Origin of the sequence: Vibrio sp. SCSIO 43137 (assembly GCF_028201475.1) — a bacterium.
Classification (GTDB): domain Bacteria; phylum Pseudomonadota; class Gammaproteobacteria; order Enterobacterales; family Vibrionaceae; genus Vibrio.
This window is the reverse complement of sequence record NZ_CP116383.1, coordinates 2,953,140-2,972,086: the sequence shown is the minus strand read 5'-3', so window position 1 is coordinate 2,972,086 and position 18,947 is coordinate 2,953,140. Positions and strand designations below refer to the sequence as shown.

The 18,947-nt window shown below is 46.0% G+C and carries 13 protein-coding genes and 1 pseudogene; 8 read left to right on the top strand and 6 right to left on the bottom strand.

Annotated features, from left to right (window positions below; genetic code table 11):
- Positions 1-7 precede the first annotated feature (7 nt).
- The 3 genes from leuC to leuA all read right to left on the bottom strand — a co-directional run bounded on the left by leuC (position 8) and on the right by leuA (position 4,205).
- On the bottom strand, positions 8-1,426 hold the full coding sequence (gene leuC / locus PK654_RS13865) for a 3-isopropylmalate dehydratase large subunit (RefSeq protein WP_271696452.1): 1,419 nt from the start codon (positions 1,424-1,426) through the stop codon (positions 8-10).
- A 52-nt stretch (positions 1,427-1,478) separates the two neighbouring features.
- Positions 1,479-2,570, bottom strand: coding sequence for a 3-isopropylmalate dehydrogenase (leuB, locus tag PK654_RS13860; RefSeq protein WP_271696451.1), 1,092 nt, complete (start codon positions 2,568-2,570; stop codon positions 1,479-1,481).
- An 84-nt stretch (positions 2,571-2,654) separates the two neighbouring features.
- Positions 2,655-4,205 carry a 2-isopropylmalate synthase gene (gene leuA, locus PK654_RS13855; RefSeq protein WP_271696450.1) on the bottom strand — a complete coding sequence of 517 codons (1,551 nt, stop codon included), beginning with the start codon at positions 4,203-4,205 and terminating at the stop codon, positions 2,655-2,657.
- Between the two features lie 420 nt (positions 4,206-4,625).
- Here leuA and PK654_RS13850 point away from each other — a divergent pair, with 420 nt between their 5' ends.
- The 5 genes and pseudogenes from PK654_RS13850 (at position 4,626) to fabG (ending at position 12,231) form a co-directional block, all read left to right on the top strand.
- Positions 4,626-5,294: a TetR/AcrR family transcriptional regulator gene (locus PK654_RS13850; protein WP_271696449.1), complete on the top strand. Its 669-nt coding sequence runs from the start codon at positions 4,626-4,628 to the stop codon at positions 5,292-5,294.
- A 4-nt stretch (positions 5,295-5,298) separates the two neighbouring features.
- Positions 5,299-6,597 (top strand): efflux RND transporter periplasmic adaptor subunit, encoded by a 1,299-nt coding sequence (locus PK654_RS13845; RefSeq protein WP_271696448.1) that lies wholly within the window; start codon positions 5,299-5,301, stop codon positions 6,595-6,597.
- Entirely contained in the window at positions 6,594-9,695 is a 3,102-nt protein-coding gene (locus PK654_RS13840) for an efflux RND transporter permease subunit (protein ID WP_271696447.1), read from the top strand. Before PK654_RS13845 ends, PK654_RS13840 begins: the two co-directional genes overlap by 4 nt.
- Positions 9,696-9,959: 264 nt before the next feature.
- Positions 9,960-11,522 (top strand): acyl CoA:acetate/3-ketoacid CoA transferase, encoded by a 1,563-nt coding sequence (locus tag PK654_RS13835; protein WP_271696444.1) that lies wholly within the window; start codon positions 9,960-9,962, stop codon positions 11,520-11,522.
- Positions 11,515-12,231, top strand: a pseudogene (gene fabG, locus PK654_RS13830) (3-oxoacyl-ACP reductase FabG). The gene PK654_RS13835 and the pseudogene fabG overlap by 8 nt, the downstream one beginning before the upstream one ends.
- A 123-nt stretch (positions 12,232-12,354) precedes the next feature.
- Here the strand turns inward: fabG and PK654_RS13825 are convergent.
- Genes PK654_RS13825 through PK654_RS13815 form a run of 3 tightly spaced genes read right to left on the bottom strand, consistent with a single transcriptional unit; the run spans position 12,355 to position 15,382 of the window.
- Complete coding sequence (locus PK654_RS13825) at positions 12,355-13,740, bottom strand: TRAP transporter large permease (protein WP_271696443.1); 1,386 nt, start codon at positions 13,738-13,740, stop codon at positions 12,355-12,357.
- Positions 13,730-14,266, bottom strand: coding sequence for a TRAP transporter small permease subunit (locus tag PK654_RS13820; RefSeq protein WP_271696442.1), 537 nt, complete (start codon positions 14,264-14,266; stop codon positions 13,730-13,732). The genes PK654_RS13825 and PK654_RS13820 overlap by 11 nt, the downstream gene beginning before the upstream one ends.
- A 48-nt stretch (positions 14,267-14,314) precedes the next feature.
- Complete coding sequence (locus PK654_RS13815; protein WP_271696441.1) at positions 14,315-15,382, bottom strand: TRAP transporter substrate-binding protein; 1,068 nt, start codon at positions 15,380-15,382, stop codon at positions 14,315-14,317.
- A gap of 233 nt (positions 15,383-15,615) precedes the next feature.
- Between PK654_RS13815 and PK654_RS13810 the strand changes: the two genes are divergently transcribed.
- The 3 genes from PK654_RS13810 to PK654_RS13800 are packed head-to-tail and all read left to right on the top strand — an operon-like array spanning position 15,616 to position 18,559.
- Positions 15,616-17,001, top strand: a complete 1,386-nt coding sequence (locus PK654_RS13810) for a cache domain-containing protein (RefSeq protein WP_271696440.1) — start codon at positions 15,616-15,618, stop codon at positions 16,999-17,001.
- Entirely contained in the window at positions 16,998-17,633 is a 636-nt protein-coding gene (locus PK654_RS13805; protein ID WP_271696438.1) for a response regulator, read from the top strand. Before PK654_RS13810 ends, PK654_RS13805 begins: the two co-directional genes overlap by 4 nt.
- A complete protein-coding gene (locus tag PK654_RS13800; RefSeq protein ID WP_271696437.1) occupies positions 17,630-18,559 on the top strand; it encodes a LysR family transcriptional regulator in 930 nt (309 codons plus the stop codon). Before PK654_RS13805 ends, PK654_RS13800 begins: the two co-directional genes overlap by 4 nt.
- Positions 18,560-18,947 lie beyond the last annotated feature (388 nt).

The following is an 18,947-nucleotide window of genomic DNA, read 5'->3' as shown; positions in this document are numbered from 1 at the left end:
GTGCTCCTTATGCATCCAGTGAACGAATATCGACAAAGTGACCGGCAATGGCTGCCGCAGCGGCCATGGCTGGGCTAACCAGGTGCGTTCTGCCATCACGGCCTTGTCGCCCTTCGAAGTTACGGTTACTTGTTGAGGCGCAGCGTTCGTGAGGGCCCAGCCTGTCATTGTTCATGGCAAGACACATTGAACAGCCCGGCAAGCGCCATTCGAATCCGGCTGCCAGAAATATCTTATCCAGCCCCTCTTGTTCTGCTTGTGCTTTTACCTGCTCAGAGCCGGGAACAATCAGTGCCTGCACATGCTCGGCGACCTTACGTCCTTTAGCTACTGCAGCTGCTGCACGCATATCTTCAATACGTGAGTTAGTACAGGAGCCGACAAATACTTTATCGACTTTGTAATCAGACAAGGATTTACCTGCTTCCAGCCCCATATAAGCCAGCGCTTTTTCAGCAGAGGCTTTTTCAACCGGATCAGCAAAGCTATCCGGTGACGGGATTGGTGTATCGACGGCAATAACCTGACCCGGGTTGGTTCCCCATGTTACCTGAGGACGGATATCCGCAGCATCCAGAGTGACAACATGATCAAACTCCGCATCATCATCGGTTTTCAGTGATGACCAGTACTCAACAGCGGCATCCCACTCAGCCCCTTTAGGAGCAAAATGACGGTCTTTAATATAATCAAAGGTGGTTTGGTCCGGTGCGATCAGGCCTGCTTTAGCACCTAGTTCGATAGCCATATTACATACAGTCATACGGCCTTCCATAGAAAGGTCGGTAATGGCCTCTCCGCAGAACTCAACCACATAACCGGTACCGCCGGCTGCTGTGGTTTTACCAATAATGGCCAAAACAATATCTTTGGCGGTAATGCCTTCAGCTACCTTGCCTTTAACCTCTATTTTCATGGTTTTAGCACGGGCCTGTTTCAGGGTCTGAGTTGCCAGAACGTGTTCTACCTCAGAAGTACCGATACCGAACGCCAGTGAGCCGAAAGCACCATGGGTCGCAGTATGGGAATCACCACAAACAATGGTCATACCCGGAAGGGTGATACCCAGTTCAGGTCCCATTACATGTACAATACCCTGATATTTGTGGTTGATATCGTAAAGGGTGACACCGAACTCTTCGCAGTTTTTCGCCAGTGTTTCCATCTGAATTCGCGCCATCTCACCAGAGGCGTTAATGTCCTTGGTGGTGGTCGATACGTTGTGATCCATAGTGGCAAAGGTTTTGCCTAACTGGCGTACCGGACGGCCTTTCTCTCTCAGGCCATCAAAAGCCTGAGGTGACGTCACCTCATGTACAAGGTGCCGGTCAATATACAGAATGGGGTTTTCCCCTTCGGCTTCTACAGCAATATGAGCGTCATAGACTTTCTCATAAAGTGTGGTTGATTTTTTATTTGTCGACATTGTTTCTTCCGTGATGATAGAGATGCCGGACTGCTCCGGCATCTGATTATAATTAAGAGTTCAAAATGTATTCGGCGATCTTATCGCCCATTTCTGAGGTGGTTAATGCTGGTTTATTACCCGCCAGATCAGCAGTAAGTTCTCCGGCTGAAAGGGCTTGTGAAACGGCAGCTTCGATATCCTGAGCGGCCTGTTCTTCACCCAGACTGTAGCGCAACATCAGTGCAGCAGACAGAATTTGAGCGACCGGGTTTGCAATATTTTTGCCTGCAATATCCGGAGCGCTACCACCTGCCGGTTCATAAAGACCGAACTTACTTTCATTCAGGCTGGCAGAGGGCAACATTCCCATGGAACCGGTAATCATGGCGCATTCGTCAGAAATGATATCGCCGAAAATGTTTGAGCACAGCATGACATCAAACTGAGCCGGATCTTTGATCAACTGCATAGTGGCGTTATCGATATAGATGTGTGACAGTTCTACATCCGGGTAATCTTTAGCAATTTCTTCTACTACTTCACGCCACAAAATGGAGCTTTGCAGTACATTGGCTTTGTCCACAGAGCAGACCTTTTTATCGCGAAGACGGGCTGATTCAAAAGCGATTTTAGCAATACGCTCAATCTCATAACGATGATAGATCTCAGTGTCGTATGCTTTTTCTTCTGCGCCTTCACCTTCACGCCCTTTTGGCTGACCGAAGTAGATACCGCCGGTAAGTTCACGTACTACGACAATATCAAAACCTCGCTCTGAGATATCAGCTCGCAACGGAGAAAAATCATTTAAACCCTGATGAATCTGGGCAGGACGTAGGTTACAGAAAAGCTGAAAATGTTTGCGAAGTGGCAGAAGTGCACCGCGCTCAGGCTGATCGTTTGGCGGAAGGTGTTCCCACTTAGGGCCGCCGACAGAGCCAAACAGTACTGCGTCAGCTTCTTCACAGCCTGTTACAGTCGTTTCCGGTAGCGGACAACCATGGTTATCAATGGCGATTCCGCCCACATCAAACTCTGAACGGCTGAATTGAATAGCGTGTTTTTTTTCAATAGCATCAAGCACTTTATTTGCCTGCTGCATTACTTCCGGGCCAATCCCGTCTCCGGGTAAAACTGCAATATTATAGGTTTTTCCTGCCATGGTTTTTATCTTTCCTGTATGAGTTAAATTGTGTTTGAACCTATAGCAGACTTCCCCGAACGACAGGAGAAATCTGCTTTAATCTTATACTGCCTGAATCTGTTTTGATTGTTTAATTTCGGCTATCTTATCTGCGCGGTGAATACTGTTGATTACATGCAGCAGGGCTTGTCCCGATGCTTCAACAATATCTGTCGCCAGGCCGGTACCGTGATACTTGCAACCTTTGTAGTTAGCGATAATATCCGCTTGTCCCAGACCATCTTCACCCTCACCTTTGGCGGTCAGATCAAACTTATCCAGAACAATTTCATATCCGGTCAGGCGGTAGATACACTGATAAAGCGCATCAACCGGGCCGTTACCTACAGCAGCTTCGCATTTCTCTTCGTCACCACACTGTAGCTTGATACTGGTGGTAGCCATAACACTTCCGGACTGCACACTCAGATAGTTAAGCTTGTAGAAGTCATCTTCATCACGAAGGTTGGCAAAATGCATCAAGGCTTCCAGATCATAGTCGAAAACCTGTCCTTTACGGTCCGCCAGCTTCAGGAAGTCGGCATATAGGGTATCCAGATCGTATTCACCCTCTTTGTAGCCCATGGTATCCATATGGCTTTTCACTGCTGCCCTGCCGCTACGGCTGGTCAGATTTAGCGCCTGATTTTTCAGGCCGATGGACTCAGGAGTCATAATCTCGTAGGTATTTTTATTCTTTAACATACCGTCCTGATGAATACCTGATGAGTGGCTAAAGGCGTTAGCACCTACAATGGCTTTGTTGTCCTGAATAGGCATGTTACATAGCTGGCTGACCAATTTACTTGTACGGTGTATTTCCTGATGTTTCAGGTTGGTGTGTACGCCAAGTAGCTCGGAGCGGGTTTTAATAATCATGGCGATCTCTTCCAGTGAACAGTTACCTGCCCGCTCACCAATGCCATTGATTGTGCCTTCTATCTGTCTTGCGCCCGCCTGAACTGCGGCAATAGAGTTGGCCACAGACATTCCTAAGTCGTCATGGCAATGTACCGAGATAACCGCTTTATCGATATTAGGAACACGGTTAAACAGAGTTTCAATAATGCCGCCAAACTCGTTTGGAACCGTATAGCCGACTGTATCAGGAATATTTACTGTCGTTGCTCCGGCATCAATGGCGGCTTCAACCATGCGGCATAAGTTATCAATTGGTGTTCTGCCGGCATCTTCACAGGAAAATTCAACATCATCAGTGTAGTTTCTTGCTCGTTTTACCGCCTGAACACCCATTTCAACTACATCATCATAGCTACGGCGCAGTTTATCCTGCACATGAATGGTAGAAGTCGAGATAAAGGTATGAATACGGAAAGCTTCAGCGACTTTCAGAGACTCAGCCGCCACATCGATATCTTTGGCTACCGCACGGGAAAGGCCACAAATGCGGCTATCTTTAATATGTTTCGCAATGGTCTGAACCGACTCAAAATCACCGGGAGAGGAGACAGGAAAACCCGCTTCGATAACATCAACGCCCAGACGTTCAAGGGCATAAGCGATCTGCAGTTTCTCTTTTACTGTCAAGCTTGCTGAAAGTGCTTGTTCGCCATCACGTAGTGTGGTGTCGAATATAATGACCTGATCGTTCATAGTTGCTTCCTTTTCCTGTCTGAGAGGCTTTCACTGCCTGCGTATCAATATTTTATCTGATTAAATTTAGTTATAAAAAAACCCGCATGTTATGCGGGTTTTAAGAAATCTATGTGGTCTGTCTTTCTTCCACTAGCAACCCGCGCGATGATTCACGATAAGGAGGAGGCTGAGGAGAATTGAAACAGTTTTCATCATTGTATAGTTTGTCCACAAAATTCAGGCTTTAATTAGTACCGCACTTGGCTATACAGCGTCAAGCAGAATGTTGCTTTTTTACCCATTATTTATTTTCAAATCCTTAACAATCAGTTAGGGATTTAATTAATCAGTTGATTAGGTCTTGATTAATTAATTGTTTAGCAGTGAACTAGGCTATGGCGTATATAATTAATCAATTGATTAATTGAGGTTTGAGTCATGGTGCAAAAAGCAGGTCGTCCGAAAGAGAACAAAGAGGCCAGAAAAAAACTACTTTTGTATGCCAGTGAGTGTTTTACTACCATGCCCTATGAAAAGGTTTCTACCCGTCTTCTTGCTGAGAAAGCAGGGGTGAATGTCGCTATGATTCGCTACTACTTCGGCAGTAAAGAGGGGCTTTTTGAGGAGATGGTAAGAGAGACCATTGAGCCAGTACTTAAGAAAGCTTTACAACTGGTTAATCACAAAACTCAGCATGATAGTCAGGAAGGTCTGATAGATGTGATGAGAACCTACTATCATACTATGTTGAGTGCGCCGAATTTTCCCAAATTGTTGGTGCAGATAATGAATATGGGACCTAATGACAGCAGAAGAAAACGGGTTGAGGCTCTGTTCCTTCGTTCTGCTATGCCTGCTATGCCTGCTATGGATACTATCTTTAAACGAATGATGCAGGCAGATGTTATCAGGCCGGGGCTGGACGGTTCTCTCTGCCGGATGACATTTATGAGTCTGATGATTTTTCCGTTTATAGCTCCTCCGGCCATGCTTAACCTGCATGGTATAGAGTTAAATGAACAGTTTTTGCAACAACTGCTGTCACACAATGTTCAGATTTTAAAATATGGTCTGTTCCAGCCCGGGTTGGCTGCGAATATGGAGTAGAATAATGAGAATTAACCGAAAGCTGCTTTTCTTCCCTGCACTTGCTGTTGGCGTTCTAATCTTGTTTGCAGCGATTAAAATGAAACCGGAATTGCCGGTAAAGCCAGCCGAAGAAAGAGTAAGACTGGTTAAAACACTCCCCCTTGAACTAAAGGCAATGGCTCCTGTTGCTATAGGCTTTGGCAAAGTGTCACCTAAATTCGAATGGAAGGCCATTGCTGAGGTAAGCGGTAAGGTGGTTTATCGCAACCCCGCACTAGAAAAGGGACGCATACTTGCGGCAGGCACTGAACTGCTGAAAATCGATCCTCTTGATTATGAGCTAAAGCTGGCACAAACACAGGCAGACCTTAGCTCCAGCAGAACCCAATTGGCGAAAATTGATCAGGAAGAGAAAAACCTGCTGGAGACTCTGAGTATTGAGAAAAACCGCCTGACTATTAGCAAGAAAGAGCTGGAGCGTAAGCTGAATTTAAAGAAACGCGGCCTGACCTCACAATCCGATGTTGATCAGCAGAGACAATCCTACCTGTCACAGCAGAAACTGGTTCAGGATATGGAAAATCAGCTATTACTCTATCCTGATGAGCGCAAGGTTGCTCATGCACAGGTTAAGGTGAATGAATCTAAAGTTGCAGAAGCAGAGCGATCTCTGCAGAAAACCCGTATTGTTCTGCCACAAACCATGCGTATTGCTCAGGTAGATGTGGAGCAAAATCAGGTGGTTAATCAACAACAGGTGATGATTACTGCTCATGCAACGGAAGTGATGGAGGTGGAAGCTCAACTCTCAATCCATGATATGCAGATGCTTGCTTCAAGCCTTGCTGAGTTTGGCCGTGACAGTGCCGGAATACCTCTGCCGGAATTGAGCAACATCACTGCAAATATAGAGCTCTCCAGCGGAAACTTTATTGCCCGCTGGCCGGCAAAAGTAGCCCGCATCAGTGAGAGTGTCGATGCGGCACAGGCGACAGTGGGGGTGATTCTTGAAATTGAGCAGAGCTTTGTCGATCTTGAGCCGGACAATGCCCCGCCACTGGTGAAAGGTATGTTTGTCAGGGCTGAGATTGAAGGACAGGCCAACCCTAGCTGGGTTATTCCTGAAAAAGCGCTGCATGGCGATAAAGTTTATATAAAAGATCAAAACAGTAAGCTGGCTATCCGCACAGTCGAAGTACTCTATCGCCGCAATAATCAGGTAGTAATATCCGGCCAGTTTGAGCAGGGAGAGCGCCTGATCACTAACGATCTTCTTCCGGCTATTGAAGGCATGCTTCTGAGAGAGGAGAACGCGGTATGATCCGTTTTTTCTCTAAACACCCGACAGCATCCAATCTGATGATGCTGACCTTGCTTATTCTTGGTTTGACTTCTCTCTCTACTGTTAAGCGGGAGACCTTTCCTGAGTTTGATCCACCATACATCATGGCGGGTGTGGTTTACCCCGGTGCTTCTCCGCAGGAGGTGGAAGAGAGCATCTGTGTGCGGATGGAAGATGCCGTTGACGGTCTGGCCAATATTGAAGAGACGAAGTGTGAAGCAGTAGAGGGCTCTGCCCGCCTGATTCTGAAGCTGAATGAAAAAGCCGATATCGGCCGTATGCTGGTGGACGTTCAGACCCAGATCAACTCTATTAATGACTTCCCTTCCGAGATTGAATCTCCTGTTGTGCGTGAGCTTGACTGGAACGAACCGGTTGTTGATGTCGCTATTACTGCAGATACCAGCTGGCCGGAGCTGAAAGCCTATGCGGAGCAACTTAAACGAACCATAAAGCTGGACTATGGTGTTTCCCTGGTTGAGGTAAGTGGCTTTTCTGATCATATCTATCGGGTAGAGCTGAATACGCTGGCCATTCGCCAGCTAGGCCTGAGTGTCGGAGATATTGCCACTCAGATCGGCCGTCAGAATATCAAGCTGCCAAGCGGCAATATAGAAACGCCGGATAAGAACTTTCTGATCCGTTTTGATGAACGAAGGGTTACGCCGTCAGAGCTGGCGAACATTGTTGTCGGCTCAGGGCCGAATGGCTCTGTTGTCAGGTTAAGGGATATTGCTGTTATTACTGACAGGTTTGAGCTGGATGAACAGAAAGTGCTGTTTGACGGCAAACCGTCCGCTTTGCTTAAGATTAGTAAGAACAAACAAGATGATGCGTTAAGAATTAAAGATGATGTACTGCGTTTTGTGCAAGATCAGCAAAAAATTGCTCCCGAAGGCGTTGTATTGCAACTGACCAATGATCTCTCCTCAGTGCTGTGGGATCGTCTTACCATGATGGTGAGAAACGGCTGGCAGGGTATTGTGCTGGTATTTGCTACCATGTGGCTGTTCTTTAGCTTCCGTTACTCATTCTGGGTAGCGGCAGGCCTGCCCGTTGCCTTCTTAGGCGGACTGTTTCTGATGGCTAATCTCGGACTATCCATCAATATTATGTCGCTGGTTGGTTTGCTGATGGCGATAGGTATCATGATGGATGATGCCATAGTGATAGCAGAATCCATCGCCTCTCACCTCGACAGGGGACAGAAGATCGATGACGCCGTTGTTAATGGTGTGCAGAAAGTACTGCCGGGTGTCACTTCATCTTTTCTGACCACAGTCTGCATTTTTGGCAGTCTGCTGTTCCTTGAAGGGGAAATGGGCGCTGTTTTAAAAGCCGTTCCTCAGGTGTTGATTCTGGTTCTGTCTCTAAGCCTGATTGAGGCATTTTTAATCTTGCCAAACCACCTTTCTCACTCTCTGCACAAAGCTAAGAAAGAGCGCGAACCGATGAAGTTTAAGCGGGTTCTGCTGGAAAAATTTGAGCAGTTCCGCAATGAAAAACTAACGGTGGCAGTAGGGAAAGTGGTTGAGTATCGTTACGCTTTTCTCGGTGCAGTATTTACTTTGTTGTTGTCATCCTTTGCCTTGATTGCCGGTGGTGTTGTTAAGTTTGTTCCTTTCCCTGAACTGGATGGTGATATAGCAGAAGCGAGGATTATTTTACCTCCGGGGGCCTCCCTTAGTCAGACAGAAGAGATAGTTGATCATATTGTTGCTTCGGCTGAAAGGCTAAATAAAAAGTGGAGTGCTGAAGTTGAGAATGGCGCTACCCTTGTTGAGCATATTACCAGTCAGTTTAATGCTAACCGGGATGCCAGTGAGTCAGGCCCGCATCTGGCGACGGTACGGCTGGATCTGCTGGGAGCTGAAATCCGTAATACAGTGATCGATGATTTTATTGATGCATGGCGGGCAGATATCGGCGAACTGGCAGAGCCTGTTTCGTTGGTATTTAAGCAACCGACACTTGGGCCTGGTGGCAGGGATATAGAAATCAGAGCCAGCCATGACAGCTTGACTGAGTTAAAGGCCGCTTCCATCGATATCCAGAACTATCTGAATGAGTTTGATGGCGTTTATGGTGTTCTGGATGATATGCGTTTGGGTAAGGAAGAGATCCTGATTAAGCTTCGCCCCGGAGCAGAAACCTATGGCGTTAACGGCCAGATGATAGCTAATCAGCTTCGGTCGGCCTTTTTTGGCCAGACCGCTGATGAAATTCAGCTTGGGGTGGAAAATATCTCGGTAGAGGTTCGTCTGGATAAAGAGCAAGCTGGTGATATTCAGCAACTGGCTAACTTTCCTATCGTGCTGAGTAACGGCAATCAGATACCGTTAGGGACAGTAGCAACGCTGGACTTTCAGCGTAACTTTGTCCGCGTACAGCGTATTGACGGCCTGAGAACAATAAGTGTTTATGGTGATACGGACAACGCCAAAGTAAGCTCTACTGCTATTATCAGCCAGTTCCGGCAGGAAGAGGCAGCCAAACTTAAGCAAAAATACCCGGGATTGCGTTTTGACTTTGAAGGACAGGCAGAGGACTCGGCTAAAACCGCCTCTTCCATGAGCAAAGGCTTTATGCTGGGGCTATTCGGCGTTTTCGTTATTCTCAGTTATCAGTTCCGCAGTTATCTTGAGCCTTTTGTGGTTATGTTGGCCATTCCCCTCGCCTTTATTGGCGTTGTCTGGGGGCATCTGCTACTGGGACACTCCCTGAGTATGCCAAGTATGATGGGTTTTGTTTCACTGGCCGGTGTGGTGGTAAATGACTCCATTCTTCTGGTTCAGTATATCCGCCATCATGTGGACGACGGAGATAGTGTTTACGACTCAGTTGTTAAAGCAAGTCGGGAGCGCTTTAGGGCGGTCTTCCTTACTTCTATGACAACGGCCGCTGGTCTGTTGCCGCTGCTGACAGAGACCAGCTTACAAGCTCAGGTTATTCAGCCGCTGGTGATCTCCATTGTGTTTGGTATTTTCGCTTCTACTTTACTGGTGCTATTTATGATCCCTGCCGCATACTCAATTCTGGCTGACTGGGGATTGGTTCATAAACATAAACAACTTTAGTTTAGATATTAAGCCACATCGGCAAACACAGAACATAAACACATATAAACCCTCAGCATCATCTCTGGCGCGGAGGGTTTGTTTATCGGCATTTTCCTTATGGCAAAGTGACCTGAAAAATAAAGCTGTAGACCTTGATATAAACGCAAGGCTAGCTCCGTCTCCCTTCTATTGTTTCATTTATAAAACAGTCTTTCTCTAAATATGAAATTTTAAAAAGCCATTTCCATCGCTATTCTGAAAACAGAACAGGGAGGAAATCGCGTGCTAAAACAGTTAACCGCTGAACAGGCGGCAGAATGGATACAAGATGGTGATGCCGTTATGTTGGGCGGCTTTATTGGCTCGGTGGTACCGGAATCCATTGAGCGGGCAATAGGTGAGCGCTATAGAGAGAGCGCATCACCTAAAGATCTGACCTTAGTTTTTGCAGCCGGTCAGGGAGACGGCAACAGCAAAGCCATTAATCACCTTGCACAGAAAGGTTTGGTAAAAAGAGCCATAGGCGGACACTGGGGGTTAGTTCCTAAGTTACAGAAGCTGGCTGTTGCCGGAGAGATTGAAGGTTACAACCTGCCACAGGGCATTATTTCACATCTGTTAAGGGATACCGCTGCCGGAAAACCCGGAACCCTGAGTAAGGTAGGTTTAGGTACCTTTGTTGACCCCAGTATCGAAGGGGGAAAGATCAATCAAATCACCCGGGAAGATTGGGTAAAAAGAGTGGAGCTGGAAGGCGATACTTTTCTGTTCTATAAAAAATTGCCCATTGATGTCGCTATCCTGCGGGGCACAACGGCGGACGAATCAGGCAACATTACTATGGAAGATGAATGTCTGATTGTAGAGAGCCTTGCTGCAGCACAAGCGGCTAAAAACAGCGGCGGAAAAGTGATTGTTCAGGTGAAAAGGGTGATTAAGGATCAGCGGTTAGATCCCCATGCAGTCAAAATTCCCGGCCTGTTTGTTGATGCTGTGGTGGTGTGTGAGCGGCAAGAGGAACATATGCAGACCTTTGCCAGCCAAATGAACCCTGCCTTTGTAGGCAGAGGCTCTCAGGTACCCCAAGAAATAGACAACTTACCTGCCAAGTTAGATGCCAAAACTATCATTGCCCGTCGCGCAGCAGAGGAACTAAAAAAAGGTGCTGTTCTGAACCTAGGTATTGGTGCTCCTGAATATATTGCAAAAGTGGCTAAGCAGGCAGGAATTATTGACCAGTTTACCTTGACCGTAGAGCCGGGAGCTGTTGGTGGTTCGCCAGCCAGTGGTTTAGATTTCGGAGCCTCTTCTTTTCCCGATGCCATTATTAGTCAGGATCAGATGTTTGATTTTTACGATGGCGGGGGTATTGATCAGGCTTTCCTCGGGCTGGCTCAGTGTGATCAACTGGGAGACATCAATGTGTCTCGCTTTGGTAAGCGTATTGCCGGTTGTGGCGGTTTTATCAATATTTCGCAAAACGCCAAACAGGTCTATTTCTGCGGCACCTTCACCGCAAAAGGATTAACCGTCAGCGTTCAGGATCAAAAGCTGAAAATTGATCAGGAAGGGAAGCAAATTAAATTTATTAATAAGGTTGAGCAGATAACCTTTTCAGCCGCTCAGGCGGAGCTTTCACACACACCAGTACTCTATATTACTGAAAGAGCGGTATTTGCATTAAAGAATGGAAAGTTATGGCTGGAGGAAGTTGCCCCGGGAGTTGATCCTGAACGGGATATCTTTCCTTTTATGGAGTTTAAGCCCGAGATCAGCAGTCAGCTTATACAGATGAGTAGTGATATTTTTCAGACGGATTTTAATCTAAGGAGAGACGATGAGTAATAACAAGGTTGCACTGGTCACCGGCGCTGCACGAGGCATAGGTAAAGGGATTAGTCAGCAGTTATTGGCGGATGGATTTACCGTTGTCGCTGTCGATATAGCGACTGTTGAGTGGAGTAGCGACAAGCTTATCTCTTATCAGCTCGACCTTTGTGACAAAGCCGCCATCGAAGCTTTGGTTAATAAGCTGAACTCGGACAATCTCTCTGTCAGCGTATTGGTAAATAATGCCGGCATCACCAGAGATGCATTGCTAAATGATATGACGGAATCTGACTGGGACTGCGTACTGGATGTCAACTTAAAGGCGGTGTTCCTGCTCACCCAACAGCTCCTGCCTATGATGCTGCAGGCAGGTGAGGGTAGCATTATCAATATCTCTTCCATTGTCGGAACCGACGGCAATATAGGCCAGAGTAACTATGCCGCCAGTAAAGGAGGCGTGATTGCCATGAGCAAAGGCTGGGCAAAAGAGTTTCCACGCAAAGGAGCTAAAATCAGGGTGAACTGAATCGCTCCCGGTTTTATCGAGACAGAAATGACCAGAGAGTTGCCTGAAAAAGTGATTGAACTGATGAAGAATAAAACGCCACTGGCAAGAATGGGGCAGGCTCAGGACATTGCAGATGGTGTCTCCTTTCTTGCTTCAGAGAAAAGCCGTTTTATCACCGGACAGGTACTGAAAATTGATGGCGGACTGGTTATCTAAAACTGGTTAAGTTAAAACTCAGAAAAGAGTCAGGGCAGTGATTCTATTTGTGCGGGGACACTTTGCAGCAGGTTGTCTTCCATAACAATCCTGAACTTAGAACACTGCCCTGAGATTCAATAGTTAGCCATAAGCAACACTAGGGAACCAGAGAACTAACTGCGGCCATGCAACCAGACATACCAGTGCGATTAGCTGGATGATAATAAACGGCATCACACCCTTGTATATATCCCTGAGGGCAACACCTTCCGGACAAACCCCTTTCAGGTAGAAGAGTGCAAATCCTACCGGCGGCGTCAGGAAACTGGTTTGCAGTGCCATTGCAACCAACATAACGAACCAGACCAGACTCGGGTTATCAACAACACCATGGCCGTCCATTTCAATACCTAACCCTGCAATTACCGGCGCCAGTAGTGGTAAGGCAATCAGGGTAATCTCAATCCAGTCAAGGAAGAAACCCAGCAGGAACACGATAAGCAGAATAAAGGCAATAATTCCGTATGGTCCGAATGGCAGTCCGCTCAGGAATGACTCAATTAACTCGTCACCACCCAGTTCACGGAGAACCAGAGCAAAACAGGAGGCACCAAGGAAAATCATAAAGATATAAGCTGTTGTTCCGTACGACGACAGCAGAACCTCTTTGATCACCTTAAAGTTGAGTTTGCGGTTATAGGCTGCCAGAAGTGTGGCACCAAATGCACCAATACCTGAGGCTTCCGTCGGGGTAGCAATACCGGCAAAGATAGAGCCCAGTACCACCATAATCAGTAGCACGGTCGGGGTGATATCCTTAAACACCTGAAAGATGATGCTCCAGTCTACAGGTTCAACATCGTCAGGCACCGGCGCTTTATTAGGGTTTAGCTTACCGACAATCAGAATATAGAGAATATACAGTGAGCCAAGTAGCAGACCGGGGATAATGGCTCCCATAAACAGGTCACCAACAGAGAGACCTAATTGGTCGGCCATAATCACCAGCATAATAGAAGGTGGCAGAAGGATCCCCAGAGTACCGGCTGAAGCAACAGTACCAAGTGCTAGAGGCAGGTGGTAACCCTGACGCATCATAGTCGGAAGGGACATTACCGTCAGCAACACTACTGATGCCCCGATAATTCCCGTAGAAGCGGCCAGAATAATACCGATAGCCATAACCGTTATTGCTAAGCCGCCATGAACTTTACCAAACAGCTTCTGCATTGAGCCCATCAGCTTTTCGGCGATACCGGACTTATCCAGCATATTACCCATAAAGATAAACATGGGCAGGGCAACCAGAATCCAGTTATCCATGATCTTGTAAATACGGTTAACCACAAGGCCTAAGCTGGTGTAATCAAGGCCGGTAAAAGTATCCAGATAGATATCGGCAAAATAACCGACTGCAGCAAAAATAACACCAATACCACCCAGAACATAAGCAACAGGAATACCGGTAAACAGCAGCAGGATAAACGAGCCGAACATGGCGATGACGATCCACTCATTAGTTTCCATGTCGACCTCCTTTAACAAGTACATCAATAGAGCGCAGAACCCGCGCTATCAGTGAAACAAAAAGCAGGCTGAAACTGATAGGAATCACGCTCTTAATTATCCAGCGGAAAGGCAGCCCTGATGGTGAAGAAGAGCTTTCATTTACCCGCCAAGATTCATAGGCAAAATCGTAAGAGTGCAGAATAACGATAATGACAAAAGGCATAGCCAGAAACAGGATGCCGAGTAAGTCGATAAGGGCTTTTTTACGCTCGCTAAAGTTGTGATAAAAAAGGTCAACACGAACATGAAGATTGGTTACCTGAGCGTAGGCAGTACCAAACATTACTGCGGTTGCGTAGAGGTGCCATTGCAGTTCTTCAAGGCTGATCTGGCCGTTAGAGAACACTTTGCGCAACACGACCTGAATAATAATGACCGCAACCAGAGCCAGATTGGTCCAGGCAAGGTATCTGCTGATAGCAGTAATACCATTTTCAATATGGAGATATACCGGCAATGAGGGTGGGGATTGAACCTGACTCATATGGCCTCCTAAATAAAGCAGCCAGCCATAAAGGCTGGCTATATAGGGTTATTTTTGTGTCGGACGAGGAAGGAAGGCGTTAGCTTCCCAAAGGGCATAGCCTTTGCGGAACTCGCTCAGGTCTTTCCAGACTTTATCGAAGAATGGGTCAGATTTTTTCTTCTCATCAACCACTTCCAGCCAGGTGTTTTCGAACAGAGTCAGCATCTCTTCGTTCCAGTAGCGGATCTCAACACCATTCTCTTTCGCTTTCTGCATTGCTCCGAACTGCATTGCTTCACCTTCTGCGATTGAGTAAGTCATGGTCGCCATACAGGTGGTTTCAATAGCAGACTGCTGAGCGTCATCCATCTTCTTCCAGGTATCTTTATTGATCAGAAGTTCAAATACCGTTGACTGCTGGTGCCAGCCCGGGAAGTAGTTGTACTTAACAATCTTGTGGAAGCCCAGACGCTGGTCGATAGCCGGCTGGGAGAATTCAGAGGCGTCAATAGCGCCTTTTTCAAGGGCTCCGAAGATCTCACCGCCCGGTAGCTGAACAGTACCGACGCCGAGTTTTTCCATTACAGACGCGCCTAAACCAAAGAAGCGCATATTAAGACCTTTAAGATCTTCCGGCTTTTCGATTGGCTTTTTAAACCAGCCGGAAGTTTCAGGAGAGATGATGGCACAAGGAAGTACTTTTACGTTGTAACCGCCCTGATCGTACATCTCCTGATAGAGTTTCAGACCATTACCGAAGTAGAGCCAAGCCATGTACTCACCAGCTTCAGGACCAAAAGGAACCGCAGAGAAAAGAGCTGAAGCAGGAAGTTTACCTTGCCAGTAACCGGCAGTGGCATAACCAGAGTTAACTTTACCTGAAGATACTGCATCGAGGATCTCTGCAGGATTTACCAGTTTACCCGGTTCATAGATTTTCATCTTAATAGTACCACCGGAAGTGGCAGTAATGTGGTCGGCATACCATTTAATAGGCGTACCCAGTGCCGGCAGGTGAGTACCAAAGGCAACAGGTGTTTTCAGTAAAACTTTGCCGGCTGCGTTCGCACTTACGGTAAAACCAGATGTTGCAGCGGCAATCGCTGTTGCTAGAATAACTTTTTTGAAGCTCATTTCGATCTCCTTGTAGGGAAGAGGTCCTTGTCTCATTAGTAACAAATGTAAACGTGCGGTAGTAATAATTGTTAAGATTGTTAATGCGATGTTACATTTGGGCTAAGTTTAAAATGGAAATCGCGACATAACTATTGGGGGAATTGCGCAAATTTTATACGTATTTTTGCGTTTGCTATTGAAGTTCATTCAGTAAAACTACGTATATTTAATAAGCGGGATTGATTAAAAAAGTGGCATTTATTAATTATAGAAAGTTATCAATTAATATCATTTTACTCTCTATTGTTCCGCTGGTTTTGGTGGTGACGATTGTTGCTACGCTTCTGTTCAGTCAGGCTAAGAACCTGGTTGAAGATGAGGTTACCCTGACCCGGAATAATATAATGAGCTCAAAAAAACAAGAGCTAAAACAGTATGTTGAACTGGCAGTAAAAAGTATTGAACCTTATTACCTTAGCGATACTCTACCTGAGGAAGAAGCAAAGAAAATCGTTATGGAGAAGCTTAGCCAGTTAACATACGGCAGTGACGGCTACTTTTTTGCTTATACCTGGGAAGGCATCTCATTGGTACTTCCTTACCAAAAAGACCGCATTGGCAAAAATTGGTGGCAGGTGGAAGATGTTCAGGGCAAAAAACTTCTTCAGGAATTGATCTATGTTGCAAAACAAGGCGGAGGTTTTGTTGACTACCTATGGCATAAGCCATCAAAACAGGAACCATTACCTAAGTTAAGTTACGCTGTTTCACTGGATAAATGGCAGTGGATGGTAGGAACCGGTGTCTATCTGGATGATGTAGAGAGTCAGGTTGCCCATATGCAACATGGCTTTGATATGAATATAGGCAAGAGTACCGCAGTACTATTTGTGGTGGTGTTTATTGCCGTTACCCTGATAGCAGCCTTAGGGGCTTCCCTTAACCTGAATGTGCGTAAACTGGCCAATGAGCAGTTAAGCTTACTTAATCAGCAGATTATTGATTCTCAGGAAAATGAAAGAAAACGAGTATCCAGAGAACTGCATGACGGTGTTAACCAGTTACTGGTAGCGGCCAAGTATCGGTTAGATAACGTTAACCGGGAGAAAAATCCGGATAAAAAAGACAATGAACTTCAGGCCAGCCGTCAGGCGATGAAGCTGGCGATTGTTGAGTTGAGGCGGATCTCCCGCGATCTCCGTCCTCCTCAACTGGATGATCTCGGTCTAGTTGCCGGTATTGAAGCTTATGTAAATGAACTGAGAAACCGCACCGATCTTGAACTGATATTTGAACATGATATTGATGATCTAAAGATGCGTCCCGAAGTGGAAACAACATTATATCGTGTGGTTCAGGAGTCTCTGCATAATGTAGAGAAGCATGCGGATGCTCAGGGCGTGGATGTTATTCTTCAGAAAGAGGGTAAGCAGTTACTTCTTACGGTTAGTGATGACGGTAAAGGCTTCTCAGAAAGAAAGCTGACACAGACAATAAATAAAACCAGTACGTTGGAACATATGGGCGTGGAAAATATGCGGGAAAGAATTCAGGCATTAGGCGGAGAGTTTTTAGTGACAAGTGAAGCAGGGCAGGGCACTGAAGTGCGGGTCAGCTTAAGAATGGAGTTTTTATGATTAAGTTAGTGTTAGCTGACGACCACAGAATGATGCAGGATGGCCTGAAATCAAGGCTTGAGAGCGAGGAAAACCTGACCATTCTGGCTTGTGTCGGTAGCGGGAATGATGCATTAAAAGCCACAAGAGAGCTGAATCCGGATGTGTTGTTACTGGATATCAATATGCCGGATATGAACGGTATAGAGGTACTTGAAACACTACAGAAAGAGCGAACGGAAACGTCAGTGATTATGCTCTCTATGCATGACACTAAAGAGTATGTCGTCCGGTCGATAAAATCCGGTGCAAAAGGTTATGTGCTTAAAGATGTTGGTTCTGATGATCTGGTTGTCGCCATCAATCAGGTGGCTCAGGGGCACTCCTATTTAAGCCCGCAGGCATCAGACAAATTGCTGGAGCAGATCAATGAAAAGCCGGAAGCTAAAGATGACACCCTGACAAAAAGAGAGCTGGATGTGTTGCAGGCTATTGTCAGCGGAGCCGGCAATAAAGAGATAGCTGATAACTTGTGTATCAGTGTCAGAACCGTTGAAACTCATCGTCTCAGAATAAAAAAGAAGCTGGGAGCAAGCTCAACGGCTGCACTGGTGATGATAGCGCTGGAAAAAGGCTTGGTTAGCAGCCGATGAGTAAAGGCGGCCTGAACAGCAGACAACCAGTAGTGGATAAAATGGTTTTTTTCTGCGCTGTGGTTGATTGCGGTTCCTTCCGGCAGGCGGCAAGTCAGCAGGGAATATCTCCGGCGGCTGGCAGCCGCTGGGTAAAGGAGCTTGAAGAGCTGCTGAATGTCGAGTTAATCAAAAGAAGCACCCGGCAGTTTGCGGTAACTCAGGCCGGCCAGTTACTCTATCAGCGCTTCTCTTCCATGATCCCTCAGATCGATACCCTGATAGAAGATGTAAAAAACATGGCTGAGGAGCTGCAGGGTGAGATCCGTATCTCTTCAACTCCGCTGTTTGCCCGCCAATACCTGACCTCTATAATTTCTGCTTATATGGGCTCTCATCCGAAAGTAGATTTTAAGCTTTTTATAGAGGCCGGTGAGTTCGACCCCCTGAAGACAGATTTTGCCTTCCGGGCGCAGGCAAGTTATGTCGGGGAGAAAGCACAGGACTCATTGCTCATCCGTAAAAAACTCCTTAGCGAACCGCTGTTTCTCTGCGCTTCACCCAGTTATCTGAAAAGAGTTGCTTCGCCTGAATCACCTGAAGAATTGAAAAATCACCGCTGCCTGTATGCCAGAACCTTGCTGGGAGGGAATCGCTGGTATTTCCGGCAAGGCGAGCGCTCTGTCGTGGTGGATATAAAAGATGCCCTTGAATGTGATAACAGTGAAATGCTGAGAGACTTAGCGATTCAGGGAGCCGGAATTGCCTATCTGCCGCAGTCCGTTGTGGAAGAGAGCATTGAGTCTGGTGAACTAATCAATGTGATGACTGACTATCAGTGTGCCAGCTTTGATATCTATATTTATTACCGTCCCCGTAACCCTATGCCTGAAAGATGCATACAGTTTAAAAACTATCTGTTTGAAGAACTGGGTTGTTTACTCTAATAATCCTTCCGCATGTAAATATACGAATATCCTGATGTAATTAGTTCGGCTTAGAATTTATAAATATGATTAATAATATGAACTTTTTATAATTGATTTGTCGAATATAAAAATAATGCCTTTAGGCTTGGTGACATTGTTACTATATTTTTCTTTCTAATTATATTGTCAAAATATATTTACAATAGTTATAAATATGGTGTAAAGAAGCTCTTCTCTGGATTGAGTGTAAAGCTAATCTTTAGGTTAGAATGCAGTTAACTAGTTGAAAGGTGACACTTATGGTGTCATCTTTGGTTGGCTCTGATAATTATATCTAAAGCTTATTGATTTATGTTTGTCTAATGATAGATAGTCTTTATGTTCAATGGTGATCAGAGAGTTATGA

Bases quoted from the DNA above. Each gene is read 5' to 3' on its own strand.
- leuC (WP_271696452.1), bottom strand. From the start codon at position 1,426: ATGTCGACAAATAAAAAATCAACCACACTTTATGAGAAAGTCTATGAC.
- leuB (WP_271696451.1), bottom strand. From the start codon at position 2,570: ATGGCAGGAAAAACCTATAATATTGCAGTTTTACCCGGAGACGGGATT.
- leuA (WP_271696450.1), bottom strand. From the start codon at position 4,205: ATGAACGATCAGGTCATTATATTCGACACCACACTACGTGATGGCGAA.
- PK654_RS13850 (WP_271696449.1), top strand. From the start codon at position 4,626: ATGGTGCAAAAAGCAGGTCGTCCGAAAGAGAACAAAGAGGCCAGAAAA.
- PK654_RS13845 (WP_271696448.1), top strand. From the start codon at position 5,299: ATGAGAATTAACCGAAAGCTGCTTTTCTTCCCTGCACTTGCTGTTGGC.
- PK654_RS13840 (WP_271696447.1), top strand. From the start codon at position 6,594: ATGATCCGTTTTTTCTCTAAACACCCGACAGCATCCAATCTGATGATG.
- PK654_RS13825 (WP_271696443.1), bottom strand. From the start codon at position 13,740: ATGGAAACTAATGAGTGGATCGTCATCGCCATGTTCGGCTCGTTTATC.
- PK654_RS13820 (WP_271696442.1), bottom strand. From the start codon at position 14,266: ATGAGTCAGGTTCAATCCCCACCCTCATTGCCGGTATATCTCCATATT.
- PK654_RS13815 (WP_271696441.1), bottom strand. From the start codon at position 15,382: ATGAGCTTCAAAAAAGTTATTCTAGCAACAGCGATTGCCGCTGCAACA.
- PK654_RS13805 (WP_271696438.1), top strand. From the start codon at position 16,998: ATGATTAAGTTAGTGTTAGCTGACGACCACAGAATGATGCAGGATGGC.
- PK654_RS13800 (WP_271696437.1), top strand. From the start codon at position 17,630: ATGAGTAAAGGCGGCCTGAACAGCAGACAACCAGTAGTGGATAAAATG.